At 65.6% G+C, this 21733-nt stretch carries 21 protein-coding genes (1 of these 21 running past the window's edge); 10 read left to right on the top strand and 11 right to left on the bottom strand.

What is annotated here, in order from left to right; genetic code table 11:
• Nucleotides 1-92: 92 nt before the first annotated feature.
• Complete coding sequence (locus tag ACK8CP_RS18600; protein ID WP_414832800.1) at nucleotides 93-1700, bottom strand: DEAD/DEAH box helicase; 1608 nt, start codon at nucleotides 1698-1700, stop codon at nucleotides 93-95.
• 420 nt (nucleotides 1701-2120) lie between these two features.
• Between ACK8CP_RS18600 and ACK8CP_RS18595 the strand changes: the two genes are divergently transcribed.
• Together ACK8CP_RS18595 and ACK8CP_RS18590 are read left to right on the top strand one after the other, a co-directional pair.
• On the top strand, nucleotides 2121-3218 hold the full coding sequence (locus ACK8CP_RS18595; RefSeq protein WP_414832799.1) for an N-acetylglucosamine-6-phosphate deacetylase: 1098 nt from the start codon (nucleotides 2121-2123) through the stop codon (nucleotides 3216-3218).
• Between the two features lie 82 nt (nucleotides 3219-3300).
• The gene (locus ACK8CP_RS18590) at nucleotides 3301-3843 is read left to right on the top strand and encodes a GNAT family N-acetyltransferase (protein WP_414832798.1); all 543 of its coding nucleotides are present in this window, start codon (nucleotides 3301-3303) and stop codon (nucleotides 3841-3843) included.
• Between the two features lie 42 nt (nucleotides 3844-3885).
• On the opposite strand, the gene ACK8CP_RS18585 is transcribed toward ACK8CP_RS18590, so the two are convergent.
• Complete coding sequence (locus ACK8CP_RS18585; RefSeq protein WP_414832797.1) at nucleotides 3886-5061, bottom strand: winged helix-turn-helix domain-containing protein; 1176 nt, start codon at nucleotides 5059-5061, stop codon at nucleotides 3886-3888.
• A gap of 157 nt (nucleotides 5062-5218) precedes the next feature.
• On the opposite strand from ACK8CP_RS18585, the gene ACK8CP_RS18580 reads away from it, so the two are divergent.
• A complete protein-coding gene (locus tag ACK8CP_RS18580) occupies nucleotides 5219-6118 on the top strand; it encodes a LysR family transcriptional regulator (protein WP_414832796.1) in 900 nt (299 codons plus the stop codon).
• Nucleotides 6105-7289: a YbfB/YjiJ family MFS transporter gene (locus ACK8CP_RS18575; RefSeq protein ID WP_414832795.1), complete on the top strand. Its 1185-nt coding sequence runs from the start codon at nucleotides 6105-6107 to the stop codon at nucleotides 7287-7289. The genes ACK8CP_RS18580 and ACK8CP_RS18575 overlap by 14 nt, the downstream gene beginning before the upstream one ends.
• Before the next feature lie 6 nt (nucleotides 7290-7295).
• Here the strand turns inward: ACK8CP_RS18575 and ACK8CP_RS18570 are convergent, their stop codons facing one another.
• From ACK8CP_RS18570 to ACK8CP_RS18550, 5 genes are read right to left on the bottom strand one after another with little or no spacing between them, the layout of a single operon-like run.
• A complete protein-coding gene (locus tag ACK8CP_RS18570; protein ID WP_414832794.1) occupies nucleotides 7296-8516 on the bottom strand; it encodes an ATP-binding protein in 1221 nt (406 codons plus the stop codon).
• Entirely contained in the window at nucleotides 8416-9111 is a 696-nt protein-coding gene (locus tag ACK8CP_RS18565) for a response regulator (protein WP_414834300.1), read from the bottom strand. The genes ACK8CP_RS18570 and ACK8CP_RS18565 overlap by 101 nt, the downstream gene beginning before the upstream one ends.
• A gap of 60 nt (nucleotides 9112-9171) precedes the next feature.
• Nucleotides 9172-12264: a multidrug efflux RND transporter permease subunit gene (locus ACK8CP_RS18560; RefSeq protein WP_414832793.1), complete on the bottom strand. Its 3093-nt coding sequence runs from the start codon at nucleotides 12262-12264 to the stop codon at nucleotides 9172-9174.
• A gap of 12 nt (nucleotides 12265-12276) precedes the next feature.
• Nucleotides 12277-13437 (bottom strand): efflux RND transporter periplasmic adaptor subunit, encoded by a 1161-nt coding sequence (locus tag ACK8CP_RS18555; protein ID WP_414832792.1) that lies wholly within the window; start codon nucleotides 13435-13437, stop codon nucleotides 12277-12279.
• A gap of 30 nt (nucleotides 13438-13467) precedes the next feature.
• Nucleotides 13468-13590, bottom strand: coding sequence for a hypothetical protein (locus tag ACK8CP_RS18550; protein ID WP_414832791.1), 123 nt, complete (start codon nucleotides 13588-13590; stop codon nucleotides 13468-13470).
• A gap of 135 nt (nucleotides 13591-13725) precedes the next feature.
• Between ACK8CP_RS18550 and ACK8CP_RS18545 the strand changes: the two genes are divergently transcribed.
• The 3 genes from ACK8CP_RS18545 to ACK8CP_RS18535 all read left to right on the top strand — a co-directional run bounded on the left by ACK8CP_RS18545 (nucleotide 13726) and on the right by ACK8CP_RS18535 (nucleotide 16033).
• Complete coding sequence (locus tag ACK8CP_RS18545) at nucleotides 13726-14598, top strand: LysR family transcriptional regulator (RefSeq protein WP_414832790.1); 873 nt, start codon at nucleotides 13726-13728, stop codon at nucleotides 14596-14598.
• A gap of 132 nt (nucleotides 14599-14730) precedes the next feature.
• Nucleotides 14731-15192 (top strand): NUDIX hydrolase, encoded by a 462-nt coding sequence (locus tag ACK8CP_RS18540; protein ID WP_414832789.1) that lies wholly within the window; start codon nucleotides 14731-14733, stop codon nucleotides 15190-15192.
• Nucleotides 15193-15382: 190 nt separating this feature from the next.
• Complete coding sequence (locus tag ACK8CP_RS18535) at nucleotides 15383-16033, top strand: LysE family translocator (RefSeq protein ID WP_414832788.1); 651 nt, start codon at nucleotides 15383-15385, stop codon at nucleotides 16031-16033.
• A gap of 61 nt (nucleotides 16034-16094) precedes the next feature.
• Here the strand turns inward: ACK8CP_RS18535 and ACK8CP_RS18530 are convergent, their stop codons facing one another.
• Nucleotides 16095-16496, bottom strand: coding sequence for a VOC family protein (locus ACK8CP_RS18530; RefSeq protein ID WP_414832787.1), 402 nt, complete (start codon nucleotides 16494-16496; stop codon nucleotides 16095-16097).
• 36 nt (nucleotides 16497-16532) lie between these two features.
• Nucleotides 16533-17117, bottom strand: coding sequence for a DUF4865 family protein (locus tag ACK8CP_RS18525; RefSeq protein WP_414832786.1), 585 nt, complete (start codon nucleotides 17115-17117; stop codon nucleotides 16533-16535).
• A 258-nt stretch (nucleotides 17118-17375) separates the two neighbouring features.
• Here ACK8CP_RS18525 and ACK8CP_RS18520 point away from each other — a divergent pair, with 258 nt between their 5' ends.
• Nucleotides 17376-18671, top strand: a complete 1296-nt coding sequence (locus tag ACK8CP_RS18520) for an MFS transporter (protein WP_414832785.1) — start codon at nucleotides 17376-17378, stop codon at nucleotides 18669-18671.
• Entirely contained in the window at nucleotides 18661-19266 is a 606-nt protein-coding gene (locus ACK8CP_RS18515) for a LysE family translocator (RefSeq protein ID WP_414832784.1), read from the top strand. Before ACK8CP_RS18520 ends, ACK8CP_RS18515 begins: the two co-directional genes overlap by 11 nt.
• 62 nt (nucleotides 19267-19328) lie before the next feature.
• On the opposite strand, the gene ACK8CP_RS18510 is transcribed toward ACK8CP_RS18515, so the two are convergent.
• On the bottom strand, nucleotides 19329-20288 hold the full coding sequence (locus ACK8CP_RS18510) for a quinone oxidoreductase family protein (RefSeq protein ID WP_414834299.1): 960 nt from the start codon (nucleotides 20286-20288) through the stop codon (nucleotides 19329-19331).
• Nucleotides 20289-20383: 95 nt separating this feature from the next.
• Here ACK8CP_RS18510 and ACK8CP_RS18505 point away from each other — a divergent pair, with 95 nt between their 5' ends.
• A complete protein-coding gene (locus ACK8CP_RS18505; RefSeq protein ID WP_414832783.1) occupies nucleotides 20384-21244 on the top strand; it encodes a LysR family transcriptional regulator in 861 nt (286 codons plus the stop codon).
• Nucleotides 21245-21297: 53 nt separating this feature from the next.
• Here the strand turns inward: ACK8CP_RS18505 and ACK8CP_RS18500 are convergent, their stop codons facing one another.
• Nucleotides 21298-21733, bottom strand: the 3' portion of a protein-coding gene (locus tag ACK8CP_RS18500; protein ID WP_414832782.1) for a YiiX/YebB-like N1pC/P60 family cysteine hydrolase. 296 nt of this gene lie beyond the right edge of the window; the window shows 436 of its 732 coding nt (coding positions 297-732); its start codon lies beyond the right edge, outside the window; it ends in the stop codon at nucleotides 21298-21300.

The following is a 21733-nucleotide window of genomic DNA, read 5'->3' as shown; positions in this document are numbered from 1 at the left end:
GCAACGCACGACGCCGAAGGGCGCCCGACGGCACAAAAAAGGCCGACCGCACATGGCGGCCGGCCCTCTCAAAATCAAACGTGTTCAGGCGTTCAGCGCGCGGCGACCTGCTTGTCGCCGGCCCCGGTTTTTGGCTTGCCGCTTTTGCGCAGCATCCGTTCCAGACCCGCCTGGGCGCCCTCGTTGCCGCGGCCGCCGTCGCGGCGGGCCCCGTCACGCCGGCCATCCGCGCCACTTTTGCGGCTCTTGGGCGCGCCGCCCTCCGCCCGCTTGGCCGAACGGCCTCCTTCGGCACCTTCCGGCCTGCGGTTGCGTCCGCCTTTCGGGGCATCGCCGTTGCGGCCTTCATTCCGCCCGTCGCTCCGCCCTTCGTTGCGCCCCTCGGAGCGAGCTTCGAAGGCCGCGGGTTTGTTGCCCGAGCGCCGGCGGTTGCGTGAGGGAGAAGTGCGCTTGCCGGGCTGGCGTGATCTTTCGTCGCGCCGCTCGCCCGCCTGCTGGCGCACGCCTGCAGACGGCGCCTCATCGGTTTCGCCGACCACCTCGGCTCCGGCCTGGGTCGCGACTGCCTCGCGCCGAGGGGCAGCGCCATGCGCATCGATCCTCTTGCCGATCAGCTTTTCGATGTCGCGCAGAAGACCCCGCTCGGAATGATCGCACAGCGAGATCGCGATGCCGCTCTTGCCGGCGCGCGCGGTCCGCCCGATGCGGTGCACATACGCCTCCGGCACGTTCGGCAGCTCGAAGTTGACGACATGCGAAACGTCGTCGATGTCGATGCCGCGCGCCGCGATATCGGTGGCGACCAGAACGGACACACGGCCGTTGCGGAAGGCACCGAGTGCCTTTTCGCGCTGATTCTGGCTCTTGTTGCCGTGGATCGCCGCCGAACGCAGCCCAGCCTTGTCGAGATGCTGGCTGACGCGGTCGGCCCCGCGCTTGGTGCGCGTGAAGACGATCGCCCGCTCCATATCGGCCGTGCCGAGAAGATCGACGAGCATGTCGCGCTTGCCGGCACTCGCCACGTTGATGACGCTTTGTGCGATCTGCTCGATCGGGCGCGACACCGGGGCGACGGAGATTTCCGCCGGCTGATGAAGAAAATCGCCTGCGAGCTTGCGGATCGCCGGCGGCATCGTCGCCGAGAGAAGAACCGTCTGACGCTCGCGCGGCATCTTCGCCAGGATCTTGCGGATCGCCGGCATGAAGCCGAGATCGAGCATCTGATCGGCCTCGTCGAGCACGACGATGTTCGTCTGGTCGAGGCGGACGGCGCCGGTCTGCATATGGTCGAGAAGACGGCCAGGCGTCGCGATGATGAAATCGACACCGCGCGACAGGGCCTTCACCTGCGGCCCGGGCCGGGCGCCGCCGATGACGACCGCCGACGACATGTTCACGAAGCGCCCATAATTGCGCACGCTGTCGGCGACCTGCTGGGCAAGCTCGCGCGTCGGCACGACGATGAGGGCATGGCATGTGCGCGGTGCGGCCGGCACCATGGTGCGGCTGAGCTTGTCGAGCAGCGGCAGCACGAAGGACGCCGTCTTGCCGGTTCCCGTCTGCGCCGTGCCGAGAAGATCGCGGCCGGCAAGCATGGTCGGGATGACCTGCGCCTGAATCGGAGTCGGATTGGTATAGCCTTCGGCGGCGACGGCACGAAGGATGGGCTCGGCGAGGCCGAGTTCATTGAAAAGTGTCAATATGAGCTTTCTCGTCGCGGCCAGCCTGAGACGGCCGGCGCGAGCTGTGTCACTTGGTTTTGGAAGCCTGCGTAGATCAGCTGCCGGGAGCTTACGCCTCAACGGGCGCCTTCGGGGCAACGATCGATACGGAAAGTTGCTTGTGACCACCGACGGCGACGAACGCCTCTACGCGCGGGGTCATCACGCCCCTTGAACCACGCCTTGCGGCAATTGGCAACCGCAATCGCGTTCCCTGCCGCCGAAGCTTGCATGAGCGAGGCATGTGGGGCGGCCGCTTCTCTTGCCGGCACCCGCCGGCGCGCGTATCTCCGGTCCGTTCGCGCGCCGGCCGGACAGAGCGCCCGTGCCCTCGGCATTTCGCAGCCTCCGCACCGGCTGCCCATCGGCTTCCGCCGGCCTTTCAGAGGATCTCGTCTCGTGACCCGCCTTATCGCTCCGACCCGACTTTGGAAGGATGGCCGCTTTGAGACCGGCCTTGCCGTGGAGATCGAGGCGGGCGCGATCGCCCGCATCCGGCCACTTGGCCCGCATGAGACGCCCGACCTCGCGCCCCATCTTCTCGTCCCCGCCCTCACCGACCTTCAGGTCAACGGCAGCGGTGGAATCATGCTCAATTCCGATGCAAGCCCCGCCGCGATCGAGACGATCATCGCGGCCCAGCGCCGCCTCGGCGTCGGCTTCCTGATGCCGACCCTCATCACCACCACGGCCGAACGCATGCGCGCGACCGCCGAAGCGGTAATCAAGGCCTGGGGCATGCCGGGTCTCCTCGGCCTGCATCTGGAAGGCCCGCACCTCAACCCGGAGCGCAAGGGCACCCACGACGCCACCCATATGCGGCCGATGGATCGCGCCACCCTGACAATCTTGGAACGTCTTCGCGCCGCGGATATCCCGGTCATGCTGACGCTCGCGCCGGAAGTCGTCCCCCCGGACCTCATCCGTGAAATCGCGGCGATGGGCGTCGTCGTTTCAGCCGGCCACAGCGCCGCCGATGCTGCGGAGACGGAGGCTGGCCTTGCCGCCGGCATTGCCTGCTTCACGCATCTCTACAACGCCATGCCGCCCATGACCTCGCGCGCACCCGGCCTCCTCGGCACGGCGCTCGCGAGCGACGCCTATGCCGGCATCATCGTCGACGGCCATCATGTCGCCTGGCCGATGGTCGCGATCGCCTGCCGCGCCCGCCCGGTCAGAAACCGCACCTTCCTCGTCTCCGACGCCATGGCAACGGTCGGGGGGCCCGACCATTTCGTCCTCTATGGAGAGGAAATCCGCGTCCGCGACGGGGCCCTCGTCAATGCGGCGGGCGCTCTTGCCGGCGCCCATGTCGACCTTCTCACCTGCCTCAGGAACGCCGTCTTCCATGTGGGCCTGTCGCTCGAAGAGGCCGTCGCCATGGCGACCGACATCCCGAACGCGGCGATGCGGCTCGTCCCTCCGGCCCTCGAGCCCGGCCGCCCCGTCGCCGAAATCCTTGCCCTCGATACGAACCTGACCCGGATCGACATCTGAGGTGCTGCCGCACCGCTGACATGATCGCGCGCCAAGCCTCGTCCCCATCGAGACATGAAGCAAACCGCGTAGAGAGGGACAAATGCAGCCTATCGAGACGGACCGGCTGATCCTCAGGCGTTTCGAGAAGCGCGACGCGCCCGGCCTCTTCGCCTATTTGCAGGAGCCGGCGGTCAGCTGCTTTTTCTCCATGCGGCTCGCCGATCTCGCCGCGGCGGAAGAAGAGGTGAAAAAGCGCGCCGAGAGCGACAGCGAGATCGCCGTCTGCCTGCGCGACACGGGTGAGCTCATCGGCGATCTCTTCGCCGTTTTGGAAGGCGACGACACCTATGCGCTTGGCTGGAACTTCAACAAGGTTTTCTCCGGCGCGGGGTATGCGACGGAGGCCGCCCGCGCCCTCTTCGCGCATCTCTTCACGACAAAAGGCGCGCGCCGTCTCTATGCCTATGTCGAGGACACGAATTATCCCTCGCAGCACCTCTGCGAACGGCTCGGCATGCGCAGGGAGGGCCTCTTCATCGAATACGTCTCGTTCATGAAGGACGAGGCCGGCAATCCGATCTTCGAAAACACCATGCAATACGCGATCCTGCGCAGGGAATGGGAGAGCAGGGCCGGGCTCTGACACGCCGCGGACAGTCCCGGGCCGCGCTCCGGCGCCATGCCGTCACGCCCCTCCGGACGCGAAAGACACCTCGTCGAGCCCGAGCCACGCCGCCATCTTTTCGAGTTCGCCGAAGAGCGCGTCGCGGCTTTCGTCCGGCGCATCCTCCTCGAAATGCACCGACTGCACGAGAAGCCGTGCGTTCGGTCGATCCGCCTTGAGATCGACGCGGGCCACCAGATTGTCGCCGAAGAGGAACGGCAGCACATAATAGCCGTACTGGCGCTTGTCCGCCGGGACATAGATCTCGATCCGGTAGCGGAAGCCGAAGAGCCGCTCGGCGCGGTCTCTTTCCCAGACGAGCGGATCGAACGGGGCAAGCAGTGCCGTCGCATTGATCCGGCGCGGACGGCGGGCCTCGCGATGGAGCCAGGCGTGCCGCCAGCCCGGCACGCTCACAGGCAACAGGACCCCCTCCTCGGCAAGCGACGATATCGCCTCTTGTGCCGGTCCCGGCGGTTGGCGGAAATAATCCCGCAATTCGCGATCCGTCGCGATGCCGTGCGCCCGTGCGGCACGCTCGATCAAGGCGCGATGCGCATCCGCCTCCGAAGGCGTCGGCTGATCGAGGACAGAGGCGGGCAGGACGCGCTCGGGAAGGTCGTAGACCCGCTGAAAATTTCCCCGCCGCGTCGCCGTCGTCAGGTGACCTGCCCAGAACAGCCATTCGAGCGCCCGCTTGGTGCCGCTCCATTCCCACCAGCCGGGACGCCCTTTGTGCGCCTCGAAATCGGAGACGGAAAGCGGCCCCTCCTCCCGGATTCGCTGAAGCACCGCCATCGCTTCCGCCCGATGCTCGGTCGCGAACTGGCGCATCCAGCTCCAAACCGCTTCGCCGCGATCGGCCTGCGCCATGCGCCAGCGCAGCAAAGGCTGCACCTCGAACGGCACGAGCGAGGCTTCGTGCGCCCAGTATTCGAACAATTTGCGCTGCCGCTTCGCTCCCCAGGCGAGCTTGTCCAGAAGCTCACGGTCGTAGGCGCCGAGCCGGGAAAAGGCCGGAAGGTAATGCGCCCGCGCCAGAACGTTGACGCTGTCGATCTGGTGAAGCTGAACCCGGTCGAGGACCCGGCGCAAACTGGCAGAGGTCGGATTGGCCGAACGGGCGGCACCAAAGCCCTGCGCCGCGAGCGCGATCCGGCGCGCTTCGGCCATGCTGATCCTGTCGAGATGATCCATTCCGGTCCTGCGGCGTCCTTCTCTTTCCTGACACCCTAGCAGACCGTCTCGCATACCCGGCACGGGCCGGAAACGTTCTTCGGACGGAAAAAGCCGTTGACTCTTATTCTTATTATATGAACAAACTGGCTGGCATATTTCGCATTGGAGAATTTCTTTGGATCTGGCATCGCTCGCCATCTTCCGCACCGTGGCCAGGGAAGGGAGCATCACCCGCACGGCTCATCTCCTCGGGCGGGTACCTTCGAACGTCACCACGCGCATTCAGCAACTCGAGGCCGAGATCGGCGTGCCGCTGTTTCAGCGCGACAGAAAGGCCATGACACTCACAGCCGAGGGCGTGGCGTATCTCGACTATGCCGAGCGCATCCTCAATCTCGCCGAGGAAGCCGAGCAGGTCGTCAATCCGAAAGAGCCCGTCGGCACTCTGCGCATCGGCTCGATGGAATCGACCGTCGCTGCCCGCCTGCCCCTGCCCTTGGCCGAGTTCAACGCGAACTGGCCGGAGGTGACGATCGAGCTCGTCACGGCGCCGACCCGCCAGCTCGTCGACGCCCTGCTCGCGCATCGGATCGACTGCGCCTTGATCGCCCTGCCGCCGGACGACACGGGGTTTGGGCCCGACGAGGTCGCGACGCCGCCGCTCTTTCGCGAAGAGCTCGTGCTCCTGCTGCCGCCCGGGCACCCGGAGATCGGACACGCCAAAGAGATCAAGCCCCGCGCGCTTGCCGCATTCGCGCCCGGCTGCACCTATCGCCGGCTCGCCGAGGAATGGGTGACGGATGGCGGCACCGCGCCCGCGCGGCTTCAGTTCCAGGAGGTCAGGTCCTATCACGCCATGGTCGCCCTCACCGCGGCAGGAACCTGCTTCTCGCTGCTGCCGCGCAGCGTTCTCGATCTCGTGCCGGACGCCGATCGATTCACGATCAAGCCGTTGATGACGGTCGACACCTGTCTCGCCGAAAGGCCGAGCTTTAAGACCCCGGCTGTCCTGCAACTCCGCGAGACGCTTCGTGCTTTCTCGGACATCGCCGAGAGCCCCGATGGCCCGCACTGAGATGCCGCGCAATGAACGGCTGGCGGGGATCGCGGCCGCCCTCATCCTCGTCATCGGCATGGGTTTCGGCCGCTTCGCCTTCACCGGCCTCTATCCGTTGATGGTCAAGAGCGGCCAGATCTCCGTCGAAGGCGGCTCCTACGCCGCATCCGCCAATTATGCGGGCTACCTCATCGGAGCGCTGCTCTTGGGCCTCGTCACGGGTTCAGCCGGCCGCAAGCTCTGCGCCTTTTCCGCCATCGCGACCGTCGCCTCGCTGGCCGCACTCGGCCTGCCGCAGCCGGAATGGCTCATCGTCGCCGTGCGCGGCTTCGCCGGCGTGGCCAGCGCCGTCGCCATGGTCGCGGCCTCCCATTGGCTGATCCATGAACGCGGGCATCACGACGGCGCCCCGGCCCTCTTCGCCGGTGTTGGCCTCGGCATCCTCGTCTCCGCCGAACTCGTCGCGGCGGGCGATGTCCTCGATCTGCAAAGCCCCGCGATCTGGCTCGTTCTCGCGGCCGCGGCACTGGCGCTCACGGTTCTCACGATCATCCTGCAGGCCCGCGTCGACGGCGCCCCGGCGCCGGCCTTGCCGCATGAAGCCGACGGCGAGGCCTCGGTCCCGTTCGGGGCAGGCCGCCTCGTCCTCGTCTACGGGCTCGCGGGCTTCGGCTACATCATCACCGCGACCTACCTGCCGCTCCTCGTGCGCACCTCGTTTGCGGATCTCAATCCGCTGCACATCTGGGCGGTGTTCGGGCTCGGCGCCGTGCCGTCCTGCTTTTTCTGGCACGCCCTTCACCGCCGGCTCGGAACCGCAAAGAGCCTCATCGCCAATCTGCTGGTCCAGGCCGTCGGCGTCGGCCTGCCGGTCATCCATATGCCGGCGGCCTCGCTCGCGAGCGCGCTTCTCGTCGGCGGCACTTTTATGGGGACGGTGACCATCGCCATGCCCGCCGCCCGCAAGATCGCAGCCAGAGCCCGCGTGAACATCCTGGCGGTGATGACGGCCTCCTACGGGGTCGGCCAGATCGTCGGGCCGCTCGTCACCAATGCGCTCTATCGGCAGAGCCAGTCCTTCGACGCGCCGCTCCTGATCGCAAGCGCCGCGCTCTTCATCGCCGCCCTGATCTGCATGAGACGAGCGACGCCCGGACCCGCCACGGTGTTCAAAGCAGATCGCGCCTGAACGAGGTCAGGCGAGCGAACGACCAGAGAGCGCATCCCTCTCCGATGCGGCTTGCGGCCGCCGGTCGATCCGCGCGCCCGTGGCTGCCACCGGCAGCCGGATTTCGACAGCAAGACCAGGTCCGTCGGACGGAAGGATCAAGGCGTCACCGCCATGCGCCTGCGCGATCGCCTTGACGATGGGCAGGCCCAGGCCAGAGCCGCCGCCGCTCCGCCCTCGCGACTCGTCGGCCCGCCAGAACCGCTCGAAAGCGCGCGGACGGGCCTCGTCGGAAAGGCCGGGCCCGGTGTCGCTGCAGCGGAAGAAGACATGCTGCCCCTCCGCGCCGGTCTCGACATGGACGGTGCTTTGCGGTGCATAGCGGCAGCAGTTTTCGAGAAGCGCCACGAAGGCCTGTCGCACGCGCGAGCGGTCGGCGCTCGTGACGGCGCTCCTCAACGCCAGGGTCGTGGCGATCCCGGCCTTGCCGAGCTGATCCTCGAGCGAGGTCAGCGCCGCCTCGGCCTCCACCGCCAGATCGAGACGCGAAGATTGCAGATCGAGCTGACCCGCATTGCTCAACGCCAGGGTCCGCAATTCCTCCACGATCGCCGACAGATCGTCCACATGCTCGATGAGCCTTTCGTAGAGCGCGGCGCTCGGGGCGAAGGCGCCGTCCAGCAGGCCCTGCAATCGCCCGCGCAGGATGGTCAAAGGCGTGCGCAGTTCATGCGCGATCGCGGAATTCGAATATTGCAGCTCCGCCTCGGCCCGCTGCAGCCGTTCTGCCATCTGGTTGAAGTCGTCGACCAGATCGCTCGCCTCGCCGAAATTGCCCCGACGCAGGGAGGCGCGTGCGGAGAAATCCCCCTCCGCGACCCGGCGCGCGGCCCCGGCCACCGATTTCAACGGTTCCACAATCCGCCGCGCAAGGATCCAGCCGAGCAACGAGGCCGTCGATATGCCGATCCCCAGAAGCAGCCCCAACGTGACGACGTCGCCGGTGCGCAGGAAATCGTCTTCGGTGAACTCCGGATAGAGCCATTCGTAGATGAAGAAGAAATAGGCAGTCAGCCCGAAATAGACGACGGCGAAGGCCAAGAGGGTCAACGCGATCATCGCGCGGACGATCAGGGAATTCAGGTTTCTAGACATGAGGGCTGTCCAGCCGGTAGCCGACGCCACGCACACCCGTAAGCAACCCGTCGGCCCCGACCGCCGCCAATTTGCGCCGCAGATTGCTGACATGGCTGTCCACCGTCCGGTCGAGCGCCTCGCCTTCCGGCAGGCAGGCATCGACGAGTTCGGAGCGCTCGAACACCTTGCCGAGGCTCGCGGCCATATGCGCGAGAATGCGAAATTCGGTGCGCGTCAGCTCGAGCGCCACGGGGCCCGTCGGACTTTCCACCGCGACGCGATAAGCCTGCGGGTCCACGCTCAGCGGGCCGACGCGCAGCACCTGCTCGCTGCCGCGCCCCATGGTTCGCCGCAGCACGGCCTTGGCGCGGGCCACCACCTCCAGCGGGTTGAACGGTTTGACGACATAATCGTCGGCACCGATGCGCAGAGCCTGAAGCTTGTCGAGATCCTCTGCCAGCGCCGTGACCATGATCACCGGCGTATCGCCACGCCGGCGGATCGCCGCCAGCACCTCATAACCGTCCTGTCCCGGCAGCTTGATGTCGAGGACCACGAGATCGGGCCGCAGGCGCAGATGATGCTCGAGCCCGACACGCCCATCGCCCGCGGTGATGGTCCGAAACCCCTCGCGCGACATGTAGGTCCCGATGATGTCGGCAATCTCGGGCTCGTCTTCGATGATCAAAATCAAAGCGTTGTTGATGGCCATTCTTCGATTCCTGACACCCGCACCTGCAGCTTCACTTGCCCGAGCCCCCCGGTTTCAGGTCTTTCGCCACGATTTCGGCATGCTCAGCTTGCTGACGGCAACGTAGAGCACGGGCACGAAGAACACCGCCAGCACCGTCGCGGAAAGCATGCCGCCGAACACGCCGGTCCCGATGGCATTCTGGATTTCGGACCCGGCACCCTGTGCGATCATCAACGGCACGACGCCCAGAATGAAGGCGAGCGAGGTCATCACGATCGGCCGAAGCCGCAACCGGGATGCCCGCAGCAGAGCCCGATAGAGGCTCATTCCGTCGTTCCTGAGGTGTCGGGCGTACTCGACGAGCAGAATGGCGTTCTTGGCGGACAGTCCGATGATGGTGATCAGCCCCACCTTGAAGAACACGTCGTTCTCCATCCCCCGCGCCAGCACGGCCATGACCGCGCCCAGGACGCCGAGGGGCACCACCAACATGACCGCGAGCGGGATCGACCAGCTTTCGTAGAGGGCCGCGAGCACCAGGAAGACCACCAGCATCGAGGCGCCCAGGAGCATGGGAGCCTGCGCCGCGGATTGCCTTTCCTGCAGCGATTGCCCGGTCCATTCGAGCGCGAAGCCTTTTGGAAGCTGTTGCGCCAGGCGCTCCATCTCGGCCATCGCCGCGCCGCTCGACACCCCCGGCGCGGCCGAACCTGAGATGCGCGCGGCCGGATAGCCGTTGTAACGCTCCAATTGCAGGGGTGATGTCTCCCATACGGGTTCGACGACTTCGGACAACGTCACCATGCCGCCTTCGATGTTGCGGACCTGAAGACGCAGGACATCCTCGACATGCATCCGGGCCGGCGCATCGGCCTGCACCACCACCTGCTGAAGCCGGCCTTGGTTCGGGAAATCGTTGACGTAGTTCGATCCGATCGCGGTCGAAATCATGTCGCTGATCGCCGAGAAGGAAACGCCGAGCGCCAGCGCCTTCTGACGATCGATCCTGAGCGCGATGCTTTGGCCGTCGGGCAGCCCCTCCGTCATCACGCCGGTCAAAAGCCTGCTCTCGGATGCGAGCCCGATCAGCTGGTTTTCAGCCGCCTTCAGCGCTGCCGGACCGGAATTGGCGCGATCCTCCAGCCGGAGAGCGAAGCCGGATGTGGTGCCGAGAGATTCGATCGCCGGCGGCTTCATGATCATCGCCGTGCCTTCGGGAATATCCGCCATCGCCGCCTCGGCCGCCGCGATCTCTTCGTTCACCGTGGTCTCGCGCTCGTTCCAATCCTTCAGGCTGGTGAAGGCTTGCGCCGCGTTGGGGCCGGAGCCGGAAAATCCGAAGCCCAGAATGACGATGCTCTCGACGATATCGGGACGGGACGCGGTGTGGGCCTCATATGTTGCGACGATCTCGCGCGTGCGCTCGGCGGTGGCACCGGCCGGCAGCTCGAACATCGCCATGAAGTTTCCCTGATCCTCTTCCGGCACGAACGACGTCGGCACCCGCGCATAGCCGATGCCGAGCGCCACCAATAGCACGGCATAGACGACCAGCATCCGCCCGCCCCGCCGCAGCATCCAGCCGACGACGCCGGTGTAGCCAGCGCTCAAGGCATCGAACTTTCTGTTGAACCAGCCAAAGAACCCGCTTGTGGCATGCGTGTTCGAAGGCCTCAGGATCGTCGCGCAGAGTGCGGGTGTCAGGGTCAGCGCGAGGAAGGCGGAGAACAGGATCGATACCGCCATCGACACGGTGAACTGGCGATAGATCGCACCGACGGAACCGCCGGCCATCCCCATCGGAATGAAGACGGCGGCCAGAACCAACGTGATCCCGACGATGGCCCCTGAAATCTCGCGCATCGCCTGACGGGTGGCATCCCTCGGCGAGAGGCCCTGGCGCGACATGATCCGCTCGACGTTTTCGACGACGACGATGGCATCGTCGACGATGATGCCGATGGCGAGCACCATGCCGAACATGGTCAGGACGTTGATCGAATAGCCCACGACCATCATCACCGCGAAGGTGCCCAGAAGCGCGATGGGCGCGACGATGGTCGGGATCAGCGTATAGCGGATCTTCTGCAGGAACAGCAGAATGACCAGGAAGACCAGCACCATCGCCTCGACCAGCGTCTGCACGACTTTGCTGATCGACACTTTCACGAATGGCGCGGTGTTGTAGGAGATCGTGACCGCCATATCCCTCGGCATCGCGAGCTGCAGCTCGGCCAGGCGCCTCTCGATCGCGGCGGCGGTGCTGACGGCATTGGCGCCGGGCGTCATCTGGATCGCGGCGGCGGCCGCGGGCTTGCCATTGCTGCTGACACTGAAGGCAAGGGTCTGAGCGCCGAGTTCCACCCGCGCGACATCCGACAGGAGAAGACGCGAGCCGTCGAGTTGCGCCCTGAGCGGGATCGCGGCGAACTCCTCCGGCGTGGTCAACTGGCCATGCACCGTCAGCGGCGTCGAGATCTTCGTCCCCGGAACTGTCGGCTCGTCTCCGACCCGTCCGGGCGAGACTTGCGCGTTTTCGCGCGTGATGGCCTCCGTGACGTCGGCCATGGTGAGGTCGTAGGCCGCCAGCTTCGCCGGATCGACCCAGACGCGCATGGCGCGTTCGGAGCCGAACTGCTGGACGCGGCCGACGCCCGGCACGCGCTTCAATTCTTCGCTGATGTTGCGGGTCAGATAGTCGCCGAGGGCCAGCTCTTCGGTTTCGCCACTGAGAGACTTCAGTGTGATGACCATGAGAAAGCCGGTTTCTGCCGCCTCGACACTGACGCCGGCGCGCCGGACGGCTTCCGGAAGGCGCGGTTCGGCGTCCTTCAGGCGGTTCTGAACGTCCACTTGTGCCAATTCCGGATTGGTTCCGGGTTTGAACGTCACCGTGATGTTGGCACCACCGGTCGAGTCGGCACTGGATTCGTAATAGAGCACGTTCTTGACGCTCGAGAGCTCCTTCTCGATGGGCGTCACCACGCTGTCATTGACGGTCTTCACCGTCGCGCCGGTATAGGTCGCGAAAATGCTGATGCTCGGCGGCGCGATGACGGGAAAGCGGGCCACCGGCAGCTGCGGAATGGCGACAAGTCCGGCGAGCGCGATGAAGATCGCAATCACCCAGGCAAAGACCGGGCGGTCGATGAAAAACTGCGGCATGGGATCTGATCTCTAGAGCTTGTCGGTGGCCGGTGAGGCAGCCTGCGTGGCGGCGACCCTTTTCACGCTCATCCCGTCCTGCACGCGGTCCTGTCCACGAACGACGATGGCTTCTCCGGCCGTCAGCCCGGAGGTGACGACAAGACGCCGTCCGATGGCGTCGCCGAGAACCACATCGCGCCGCGAGGCCCGCCCGTCGTCGGCCACGACCACGATCTGCGCCTCGCCGGCACCGTTGCGGACGACGGCATCTTCCGGCACCAGCAACGCATCGCGCAGGAGCCCGCGCGGCAGTCTTGCCCGAACGTACATTCCAGGCAGAAGCCGCAAGCCGGGGTTTTCCACCTCGACACGGACCGTCGTGTTGCCGGTCCCCGTATCCACAGTCACGTCCGACAAAACGAGCTTGCCCGGACGGGGATGCGGCCTGCCCTCCGCATCCAGGATCTCGACCGGCCCGAGCCCCTGCCTCGCGGCCCTTTGCAACCCTTCGAGCTTGGTTGTCGGTACGCGCAGATCGACATAGACGCGGTCCAGTTCCTGCACCACGGCGAGTTCCGTCTGACTGGACGTCGATGCGAGAGCCCCCTCGTCGGCGAGCGTGCGCCCGACATAGCCTTTGATCGGCGACCTGATGGTGGCAAAATCGAGGTCGAGCTGGCGCCGGTAAAAGACCGCACGCGCCTCGGCGAGATTGGCCTGCGCCATCGTCAGCTCGTTGAGAGCATCTTCGTAATCCTTGCGGCTCGTCGCTTTGCTCGCCACGAGCTTTTCGGCGCGTTTCAGGCCGCGTTGCGCATGCTCCAGCGCCCCTTCGGCACGCGTCACGCCGGCGCGCGCGGTTTCGCGATCGGGAAGAAGCAGGGCCGGATCGATTTCGAACAGGATGTCGCCTGCCTCGACCTGCGTCCCACCTTCCGCAAACCGCTTCTTGATGATCCCGCCGACCTGAGGCCGGATCTCGACCCTGCGATAGGCGGCCACGCGCCCGGGCAATTCGTCGATCAAGACGACGCGCTCCGGCGCAAGCGTCATGGTGGTGACCTGCGTCGGTCCCTGCGCCTCAGACGACGCGCTTTGGAGCTCTGATCCCGCCTCGCCTCGAAACATCAAGAACAACGACAGCCCGGCGGCGCAAAGGCCGAAGGCGATGATCGAAAGGCGGGGCGACATGCAACATATCCGTTTCGGGGTCCGGTCCCCTCACTGGCATGCGCCCTTCGACACCCGGTCGAGAAACGGTGGAGATTTCGTGGAGACGCCACCGGCCTCGCCGACCGGATGGTTTGGATCGAGACCGGTTCTGACCGGCAGAAAGCCCCGCATCTTGCGAGACTGCTGAGGATTGCCGGGCGACCGCACAGGCGCAATCCGCGCACATCGGGATTGACGGTGAGCCTGATAGCGCCCTACGCTTTTGAATAGCGAATACATTTAAACTTCCACTTCAGGAATCGAGAAGTGAATCCAGCCTTCGATATCGAGGCTTTGCGGGCCGTGGTGGCCGGCATCGAGTTGCGCAGTTTCGCGCGGGCGGCTGTCGAACTCGGACGGTCGCAATCGGCGATCAGCATGCAGCTCAAAAAGCTCGAGCAACAGGCGGGCACCCAGCTCTTCGTCCGCAAGGGCAGAGGCCTGATTCCGACCGAAGCCGGAGAGGCTCTGGCCGCCTACGCCCGCCAGATCGTCGCCCTCAACGACGAAGCCGCGCGCACATTGGGTGCGGCCGTCGCCTCGGAGACCGTGCGCCTGGGTCTCCCGCAGGATTTCTTCGACGATGTGATGCCGGCCACGCTCACCGCGTTCGCGGCGGACCATCCCGAGGCGCATGTGGAAGTCCGCGCCGGTCCAAACCACACCCTGAGTGATGAAATCCGGGCCGGGCGCCTCGATGGGGCGATCGTCTTTTACCCGGAAGGCGCCGGCGGCGACGGAGAGCCTCTCGGCCGTCTGCCGATGCGATGGCTCATGCACAAAGCCGTTGCCGGCCAGAGCATGCAGGACCGGGTTCCGCTGGTGATGTTCGATCACCCCTGTCTCTTCCGGCAGGCGACGCTTGCCGCGCTCGACCAGGCGGACAGGCGCTGGCGCGTGTCGGTGACGACACCGAGCCTGCCCGGGATCTGGGGCGCGCTGCGCTCAAAGCTCGGGATCGCCGTCAGAACCGGGCATGGTGTGCCCGACGACATCGTTTGCGCCGACGACGGTCTCGGATTGCCGCCCCTTCCTGCGATCGAGCTGAGGCTCCTCAGGTCGCAAAACGCGACGCCTGCCGCGCATGATCTGTGCGAGGCGCTGCGCCGGGAAACGATCGATCGCGTGGCGCCGCACTGAGACCCGCGATCCGATGCGTCTGCTGCCGCCTCATCGGATCGGAAGCATCGGCGTCTCGCACACCGGATCATGCCGGCGAAAGGACAGGTCTCACCGCCTCGCTGCCTTTGCCGCCCCCGATCGAGAGGCCTTATGCCCGCAACGACCCACCACAAATCCAGGTCTCTCCCCATCGCCGCCACGATCGCCGCCGTCTTCCATGAAGAACGGATTCTTCTGGTCCGTCGGGCCAATCCGCCGGATGCCGGACGTTGGGGCTTTCCGGGCGGCAAGATCGAAGCCGGCGAGCCGATCGAGGCAGCCGCGGTCCGCGAACTCTTCGAGGAAACCGGGATTTATGGGCAGGCGCGCCAGGTCTTCACCGCGGTCGATGCCTTCGACCACGACGACGACGGTCGGCTGCGCCGGCATTTCGTGCTGATCGCGGTCCTCTGCACCTACGTTGCCGGGGAACCCATCGCCGGCGATGACGCGCTTGAGGCGCGCTGGTTTCGCCTCGACGAACTGGACGGCGCCGGACTTGCCCTCAGTCTCGATGTCGCCAGGGTTGCCCGCCTTGCCGCCGACCTCACCCTGCAGCAGGCCCGGCCATGACCGGGAGCATCCGGCAGGCAAGGCGCACCGGCACGAGGCCGCAGACATACCCGTTTTTCTGAACTGACAATCCACAAACATTCGTTTTTCCGCGTGGCGGGCGGCGTGTAGATTTTCGTGAAGAGACAATCACGATGTCACGCGTCAGGGCGAGCCGAGCCTCTATGGGTCAGCACCGGAATTCCACCCCATGACGACGGATACGCTCTGGCAGCACCTGCCGAACCTCCTCGTCATCCTGTCGATCTTCACGGTGGGCGTCGCAAGTCCAGGTCCCGCGACGTTGATGATCATGGGAACGGCCATGGGGAGAGGCCGCGCCCCGGCCGTCGCACTGTCCTGCGGCGTGGTTCTCGGCTCCATGGTCTGGGCCTCGATCGCGGCACTGGGATTTGTCGCGGCGCTCAAGGCCTCCGCAACGCTCTTCCTGGCGCTGAAAATGGCCGGGGGCCTCTACCTGATCTTCCTCGCGGCGAGATCCGCGCGCTCGGCCTTCACGGCGGGGCCCGCAGCCACGCCCAAATCGGCCGGAACAGGCAGCCTCAAGCGCTGCTTCGCGCAGGGGCTCTTGCTTCACCTGACAAATCCCAAGGCGCCTCTGGTCTGGCTCGCGACCTTGTCCGTGGGTGTCGGCGAAACGGCGTCCGCCGCCTTCCTGATGACCGTCATCCTCGTTTGCGCGTTCGTCGCGATGACGGTCTTCGTCGGCTACGCCTATCTGTTCTCCACGCCGACCGCCTCGCGGTTCTACCTCTCGATCCGACGCCCGATCGATGCCTTGCTCGGCGTTCTGTTCGGCGCGGCCGCGGTCAAGATCCTCACCTACCGGCCGAGCTGGTAGGCGCCCGCCCGGCGCCATGCTCTGCCGCGTCGGTCATCGCCACAGCGTCCGGAGATGTCTCTCATCGCAGATCACCCCTGTGAACGATGTGGACTTTGTTGCCGTCCGGATCGCGGAGATAGGCGCCGTAATATCCATCACCATAATGCAGCCGCGGGCCGGGGCGCCCGGCATCCACTCCCCCCGAAGCCAGTCCCGCGTCATAGGCACTGTCGACCGCCGCGTGGGATGGCGCTTCAAAAGCCACCATCGTGCCATTGCCCGCGCTCGCCGGTGCGCCGTCGAACGGGGCATAGACATAAAAGCGCGGCAATTGCTGACCTTCGGCAATCCAGCAACGTGCCTCAGGCCCCCCATCGGGCTCGACAGCGCGCTGCCGCAGCCCGAGCGGCGCAAGCAAGGCGTCGTAAAAAGCTGCCGCCCGTTCCATGTCGTTCGTTCCGAGCGTCACGTGGCTGAACATGCACCAATCCTCACGGCTCCGGACGAGGCCGGGCGCTCACCCGGAGACGGCCTCGCTGAGCGGCAGCGTGTCGAACTGGGGGCGGGCCAGGTGACAGATCTCGTAGCGCGTCGCCTTCGGATCCGCACTCTCCCCCTCCGTGATCAAAACCCGCACGGTCCGCCACGAACGCGTGTCCACGCCCACCGTCGCCACCACGGTGCCGCTGGCCGAAGCGGCCTCGCGGCACCACGCCCCTTCGCCCGCCAGAGTCGCCGTCAAATCGGCATCGACCGGAATGTCGCTCTCGCTCATCGCAAGGAACTTCGCGGCCGCACCGGCGCCGCGCCGAGCCTCCAAGGCAACGTAGGCCGCTATGGACGGACGACCGAACGAACGGGTCACGACGTCAAACCCACCATCGCTCAGAAACGTCCGAAAGGCGTCCTCCTGGCGCCAGAGATAGAGGGAAGAATACTCGTTGGCGACGGCGCCGAGACGGCCGATCTCCCGCACGAGAAAAGCCTTGAAATACAAATCCGGCACCGCCGACCACTGGCCGCTGCGGTCATTCACCCGCGAGCGGATAAGGCCGATGTCGTAGTGGGCGGGCAAACGGTGGGCGTAATGGGCGATCATCATGACTGGGTCTTTCGTATCGGGTGAAGCCTCTGCCGCATCGCTTTCCGGTGAAGGCGCTCCCCCTCAAAACGTCGCCGTTCCCAACCGCCTGGCGCCGACCTGGAAGACCGAACACACTTCACGAAACCAAAATCCGCACTTCATCAATATTCGTTATTAAAAAGTCTAGGGCGCTGCTAGCTTTCCCGTCAATCCTGATATTGGGATCAATCTGCCCGCGCGCGGTTCAGACATCGGATGTGAGAAGGCGGACGCGAGATGACCGCGAACAGACCGATCACCGGAAATGACAATCGCGGCACCGACAATCGCGGGCTTGAGGATCACGGCAGCCTGATCATCGTGCTCGCCGGCAGCATCGTGCTCGCCTTGGCCTTCGGCGTAAGATCGGTCTTCGGCGGCATCATCGAGCCCCTGTCGCGCGACCTTTTTGGCGGCAGTATCGAAGTCTTCTCGCTGTCGATCGCAATCCAGAACCTCGTCTGGGGTCTGGCGCAGCCGGGCTTCGGGATCATCGCCGACAGGTTCGGGGACCGGCGCGCCCTGTGGCTCGGCTTTCTCTGCTATGTCGCCGGCATGCTGGTGACCGTCGTCGGCACCACGCCCCTGGCGCAGCATCTGGGCGCCGGCCTCCTCGTCGGTATGGGGATTTCCGGCACGGCGTTCGGGGTCGTCCTGGCGGTGGTCGGACGGGCAGCGCCGGTGGAGAAACGCGCTCGCTATCTCGGCATCACCTCCGCCATGGGGTCGACGGGACAGGTCGTCCTGCCGCTTCTCGTCTCCTGGCTGATCGAATGGCTCGACTGGCGGATGACACTGGTCGTCGTCACCTTCGCGCTCGCCCCCATGGCCCTGTGCATTCCGTTTCTGCGTGCACACGTCACCGACGGCAGCCCGAGGATCGGCGAGGCCGACAGCGCGTCGATCGCGCAAACCGTCCGAAAAGCCTTCGGACATTCGAGCTATACGTTGCTCAGTGCCGGGTTCTTCGTCTGCGGCTTCCATCTCGCCTTCATCACCGCGCACCTTCCGAACTACGTGCAGAATTTCTGCGTCTCGACGGCCTCTGCGGCGGAGCTGCGGGCGCTCGGCCTACAGGCGCTCGCCCTGGCCGGCTTCGCCAACATCTTCGGCACGCTCTTTGCCTCGCATCTCGGGACCAGATTTCCGAAGCCCTATGTGCTTGCCGCGATTTATGCGCTGCGGGCGCTTGCCATCCTCGTCTTCATCTCGCTGCCGGTGACGCCCGCTTCGGTCATGGTCTTCGCACTCGTCATGGGCGGCCTCTGGCTGTCGACCGTGCCGCTGACGAGCGCGCTGGTTTTGACGATGTTCGGCCCGCGCGCGATGGGAACCCTGTTCGGCTTCGTCTTCCTGAGCCACCAGCTCGGCGGCTTCGCCGGAGTCTGGCTCGGCGGCGTGTTCTTCGATCGCTACGGAAGTTACGATCAGATCTGGTATCTCGCGATCGGCCTTGGCATCCTCTCGGCCGTCGCGCATCTTCTCGTTCAGGAGCGCGCGGCTCCCCGCATGGGCCTCGCCTATGGCGAATGAAATTCTTCTGCTCTGGCTCGCGGCGCTTCCGCTCATGGGAAGTCCCGGCCCCGCCACGATGAGCCTTGCCGGTCTCGGCATGGCCTTCGGCTTTCGCTCCAGCCTCGGCTACCTCGTCGGCATCATCACGGGCACGACGGGCGTCCTCTTGATGATCGCAACCGGCGTGACCACGCTGATCCTGGCCCAGCCGGTCTTGCTCACGGCTCTGACGATCCTCGCCGGGATCTACATCCTCTATCTCGCCTGGAAAATCGCCACAGCCCCCGTCGGGCCCCTCGCGCCGCGCGCGGAAGAGGCGCCGGCCTTCGTGCCGGGCTTCAGTCTGGCGATTGCAAATCCGAAGGCCTTTGCCGCGATCGGGGCGGTCTATGCCGGCCACACCGTCGTCGCGGACGATCTCACGGCCGATGCCGTCTGCAAGCTGGCCGCACTCGCGCTCGTCATCGTCATCGTCAACACGGCCTGGCTCGCCTTTGGCGCGGTCTTTTCACGAATTCTGACGGACCCCGCGACCGGACGCGCCGTGAATGTCGTCTTTGCGGTCATGCTGGTGGCGTCCGTCGGTTTTGCCCTCCTTTCCGCGGAGGGATGATATCCGGCGCTGCGCCCGTCAACGTCGCGCCGTCGCGGGCGCGATGATCGACATGACACACCTCACGGCAGAAGAACCAGGCTGCCGGTCGTGTGCCCGGCCTCGAGCTCGGCCTGCGCTTTCGCCGCCTCGTTCAGTCGGTAACTCCCGCCGATCTCTGCGGTGATCCCGGACGCGAACGCAGCGATCACCGCATTCGCGGCTTCCGGATAGCGCGCCTGATCGGCCGCATAGGCCATGACGCTGGGTTTCGCCAATGTCGCCGTTCCCAGTTCATCGATCCCGATCGGCGGGACCGGGCCCGCGACCCAGCCGATGCTGGCGACGGCGCCAAAAGGGCGCACGCTCCGCAGCGATTGTCGCAGCATGTCCCCGCCGATGCCATCGATCGCAAAATCCGCACCCCGTCCGGCCGTCAGATCCAAAACCTCACGCACCACATCGGCGGTGCGCCCGACGATGACGTGATCGACGCCGTTGGCCGTGGCGAAAGTCGCCTTCTCCGGCGTGCTGACGGTTCCGATCACCACGGCCCCGAGCGTCTTGGCCCAGCGGGTCAGCATCACGCCGAGGCCACCGGCCGCGGCATGAACGAGCAGGACGGATCCGTCCCGCACCGGATGGCTGACCGTGAGCAACATATGCGCGGTCAGGCCCCGCAGCATCGACGCCGCGGCCATCTCGAAAGGGACCTCCGGCGGCAGCCGGACGGCTCGCCAGGCGGGCACGAGCCGCATTGAAGCATAGCCGCCGGGGGCGCCGGCATAGACGACACGATCCCCGACCCGAAGTCCCTCGACATCCGGCCCGATGGCCTCGACGATCCCGGCGCCCTCGACACCGGGAACCCCTGGAGCCGGCAACGGGTAAAGCCCCCTGCGGTGATAGATGTCGATGAAACTGACGCCAATCGCGTGCTGGCGCAGGCAAATCTCGCCGGGACCCGGCTCCCTGGGCTCCGCCTTCACGACCTCGAGCACCTCCGGCCCGCCGGGCGCTGCGATCCGAACCTCAAACTCCACCATCTGGGACTCCATCTGTTCGGCACGATGATGACGGCTCACAGGACGTGAGAAAATTCCCTTTTTCCGCACTCGCCTTGTGAATATATTGACATATGGATTGGGAGAACCTCCGCCATTTTTCGGTTTTTGCCACCCATGGCAGTCTCGCAGGCGCTGCGCGCATCCTCGGGGTGGAGCATGCAACGGTCGCCCGCCGGATCGCCGCACTCGAGGCGCATCTTCAGGTCAAGCTGGTCGACCGGCGCGGTCGGCGTCTGACGCTGACGCCGGACGGCGAGCGGATCGCGGCCCTCGCCCGGACCATGGAATCGGGCGCCGAAGCGGTCACACGCGCGGCGGCCGGAGCGCGCGCCGAATTGAGCGGAGACGTCGCCATCAGCGCACCGCCGGCTTACGCGGCCGCCCGGCTCGCCGCGCCGCTCACAGCTTTGCGAAAACGGCATCCCAGACTGGAAATCCGTCTCCTCGGCGAATTCCGCAGTTCCGCCCTGGAAAGACGCGAGGCCGATATCGCCGTCCGCCTGAGCCGCCCTGAGACGGGGGATTTTACGATCACGAAACTCGGCGTGATGGCGTTTCGTCTCTATGCGAGCCCGGCCTATCTGAAGGAGACGCCCGAGCCAGACTGGACGTTCATCGGCTATGACGGGTCCATGGCGACCGCGCCGCAAGAGGTGAGACTTCGCGAAATCGCCGCAGGCAGACCCATCGCCTTCACCGCCAGCACCGCGGAAATCCAGCTCGCCGCAGCAAAGGCGGGCGCCGGCATCGCGATCTTGCCGGATTTCATGGCCGAACAGGACGGGAGGCTTGTCGCCGTGAGCGGCGATGGACCCGTCTTCCGGCGCGACATCTGGCTGGTGGTTCACTCCGACATGAAGGCCGCGGAACGGATCCGCGTCACGATCGAGGCTTTAAAGGCCGCGCTTGCTCAAGAGCATGGAACCAGCTGAGGCCGCAGGTTCTCAGAATCGCCCCCGGGTTCTTCCCCCCGCTCCTCGGGCGTCTAGAAAGTCGTCAGATAGAGTTTCAGCTTCCCGTCTTCGGCCAGATCTTTCGGCGTGACGATCGCCTCCGCTTGGATACGTTCCCAGCACGCCTGCCGAGACATGCCTCCCGATTGGCACTCGGGGCGCGCACGCCAGTCGTTCAGGAGAAATCGGCGACCCGCCTCCGTGTCGAAGTTCAGATCCGCGATCTTGCGCATATGTCCGATCGGATGACCGATATCCCTGAAGATCTTGAAAATCAGCTCCGCGCTGTAAATCGCTTTCGAATCCGGCCGATAGAAACGATCGTAGGGGAAGTAGTAATAGTCATAGGCTGCGAGCGAGGCGGGACTGTTCAGCTGTCCCGCCGGACGATAATCCTTCTTCGTCACATAGATCGCGAATTTCTGATCGACTCCTGCCTCGATGAAGTCCTCCAGAGGCATTTCGTCG

The organism is Afifella sp. YEN Y35 (assembly GCF_047553465.1).
Lineage (GTDB): Bacteria > Pseudomonadota > Alphaproteobacteria > Rhizobiales > Afifellaceae > Afifella > Afifella aestuarii.
The sequence above is the reverse complement of the archived record's forward strand: the minus strand, read 5'-3'. Positions and strand labels throughout refer to the sequence as shown.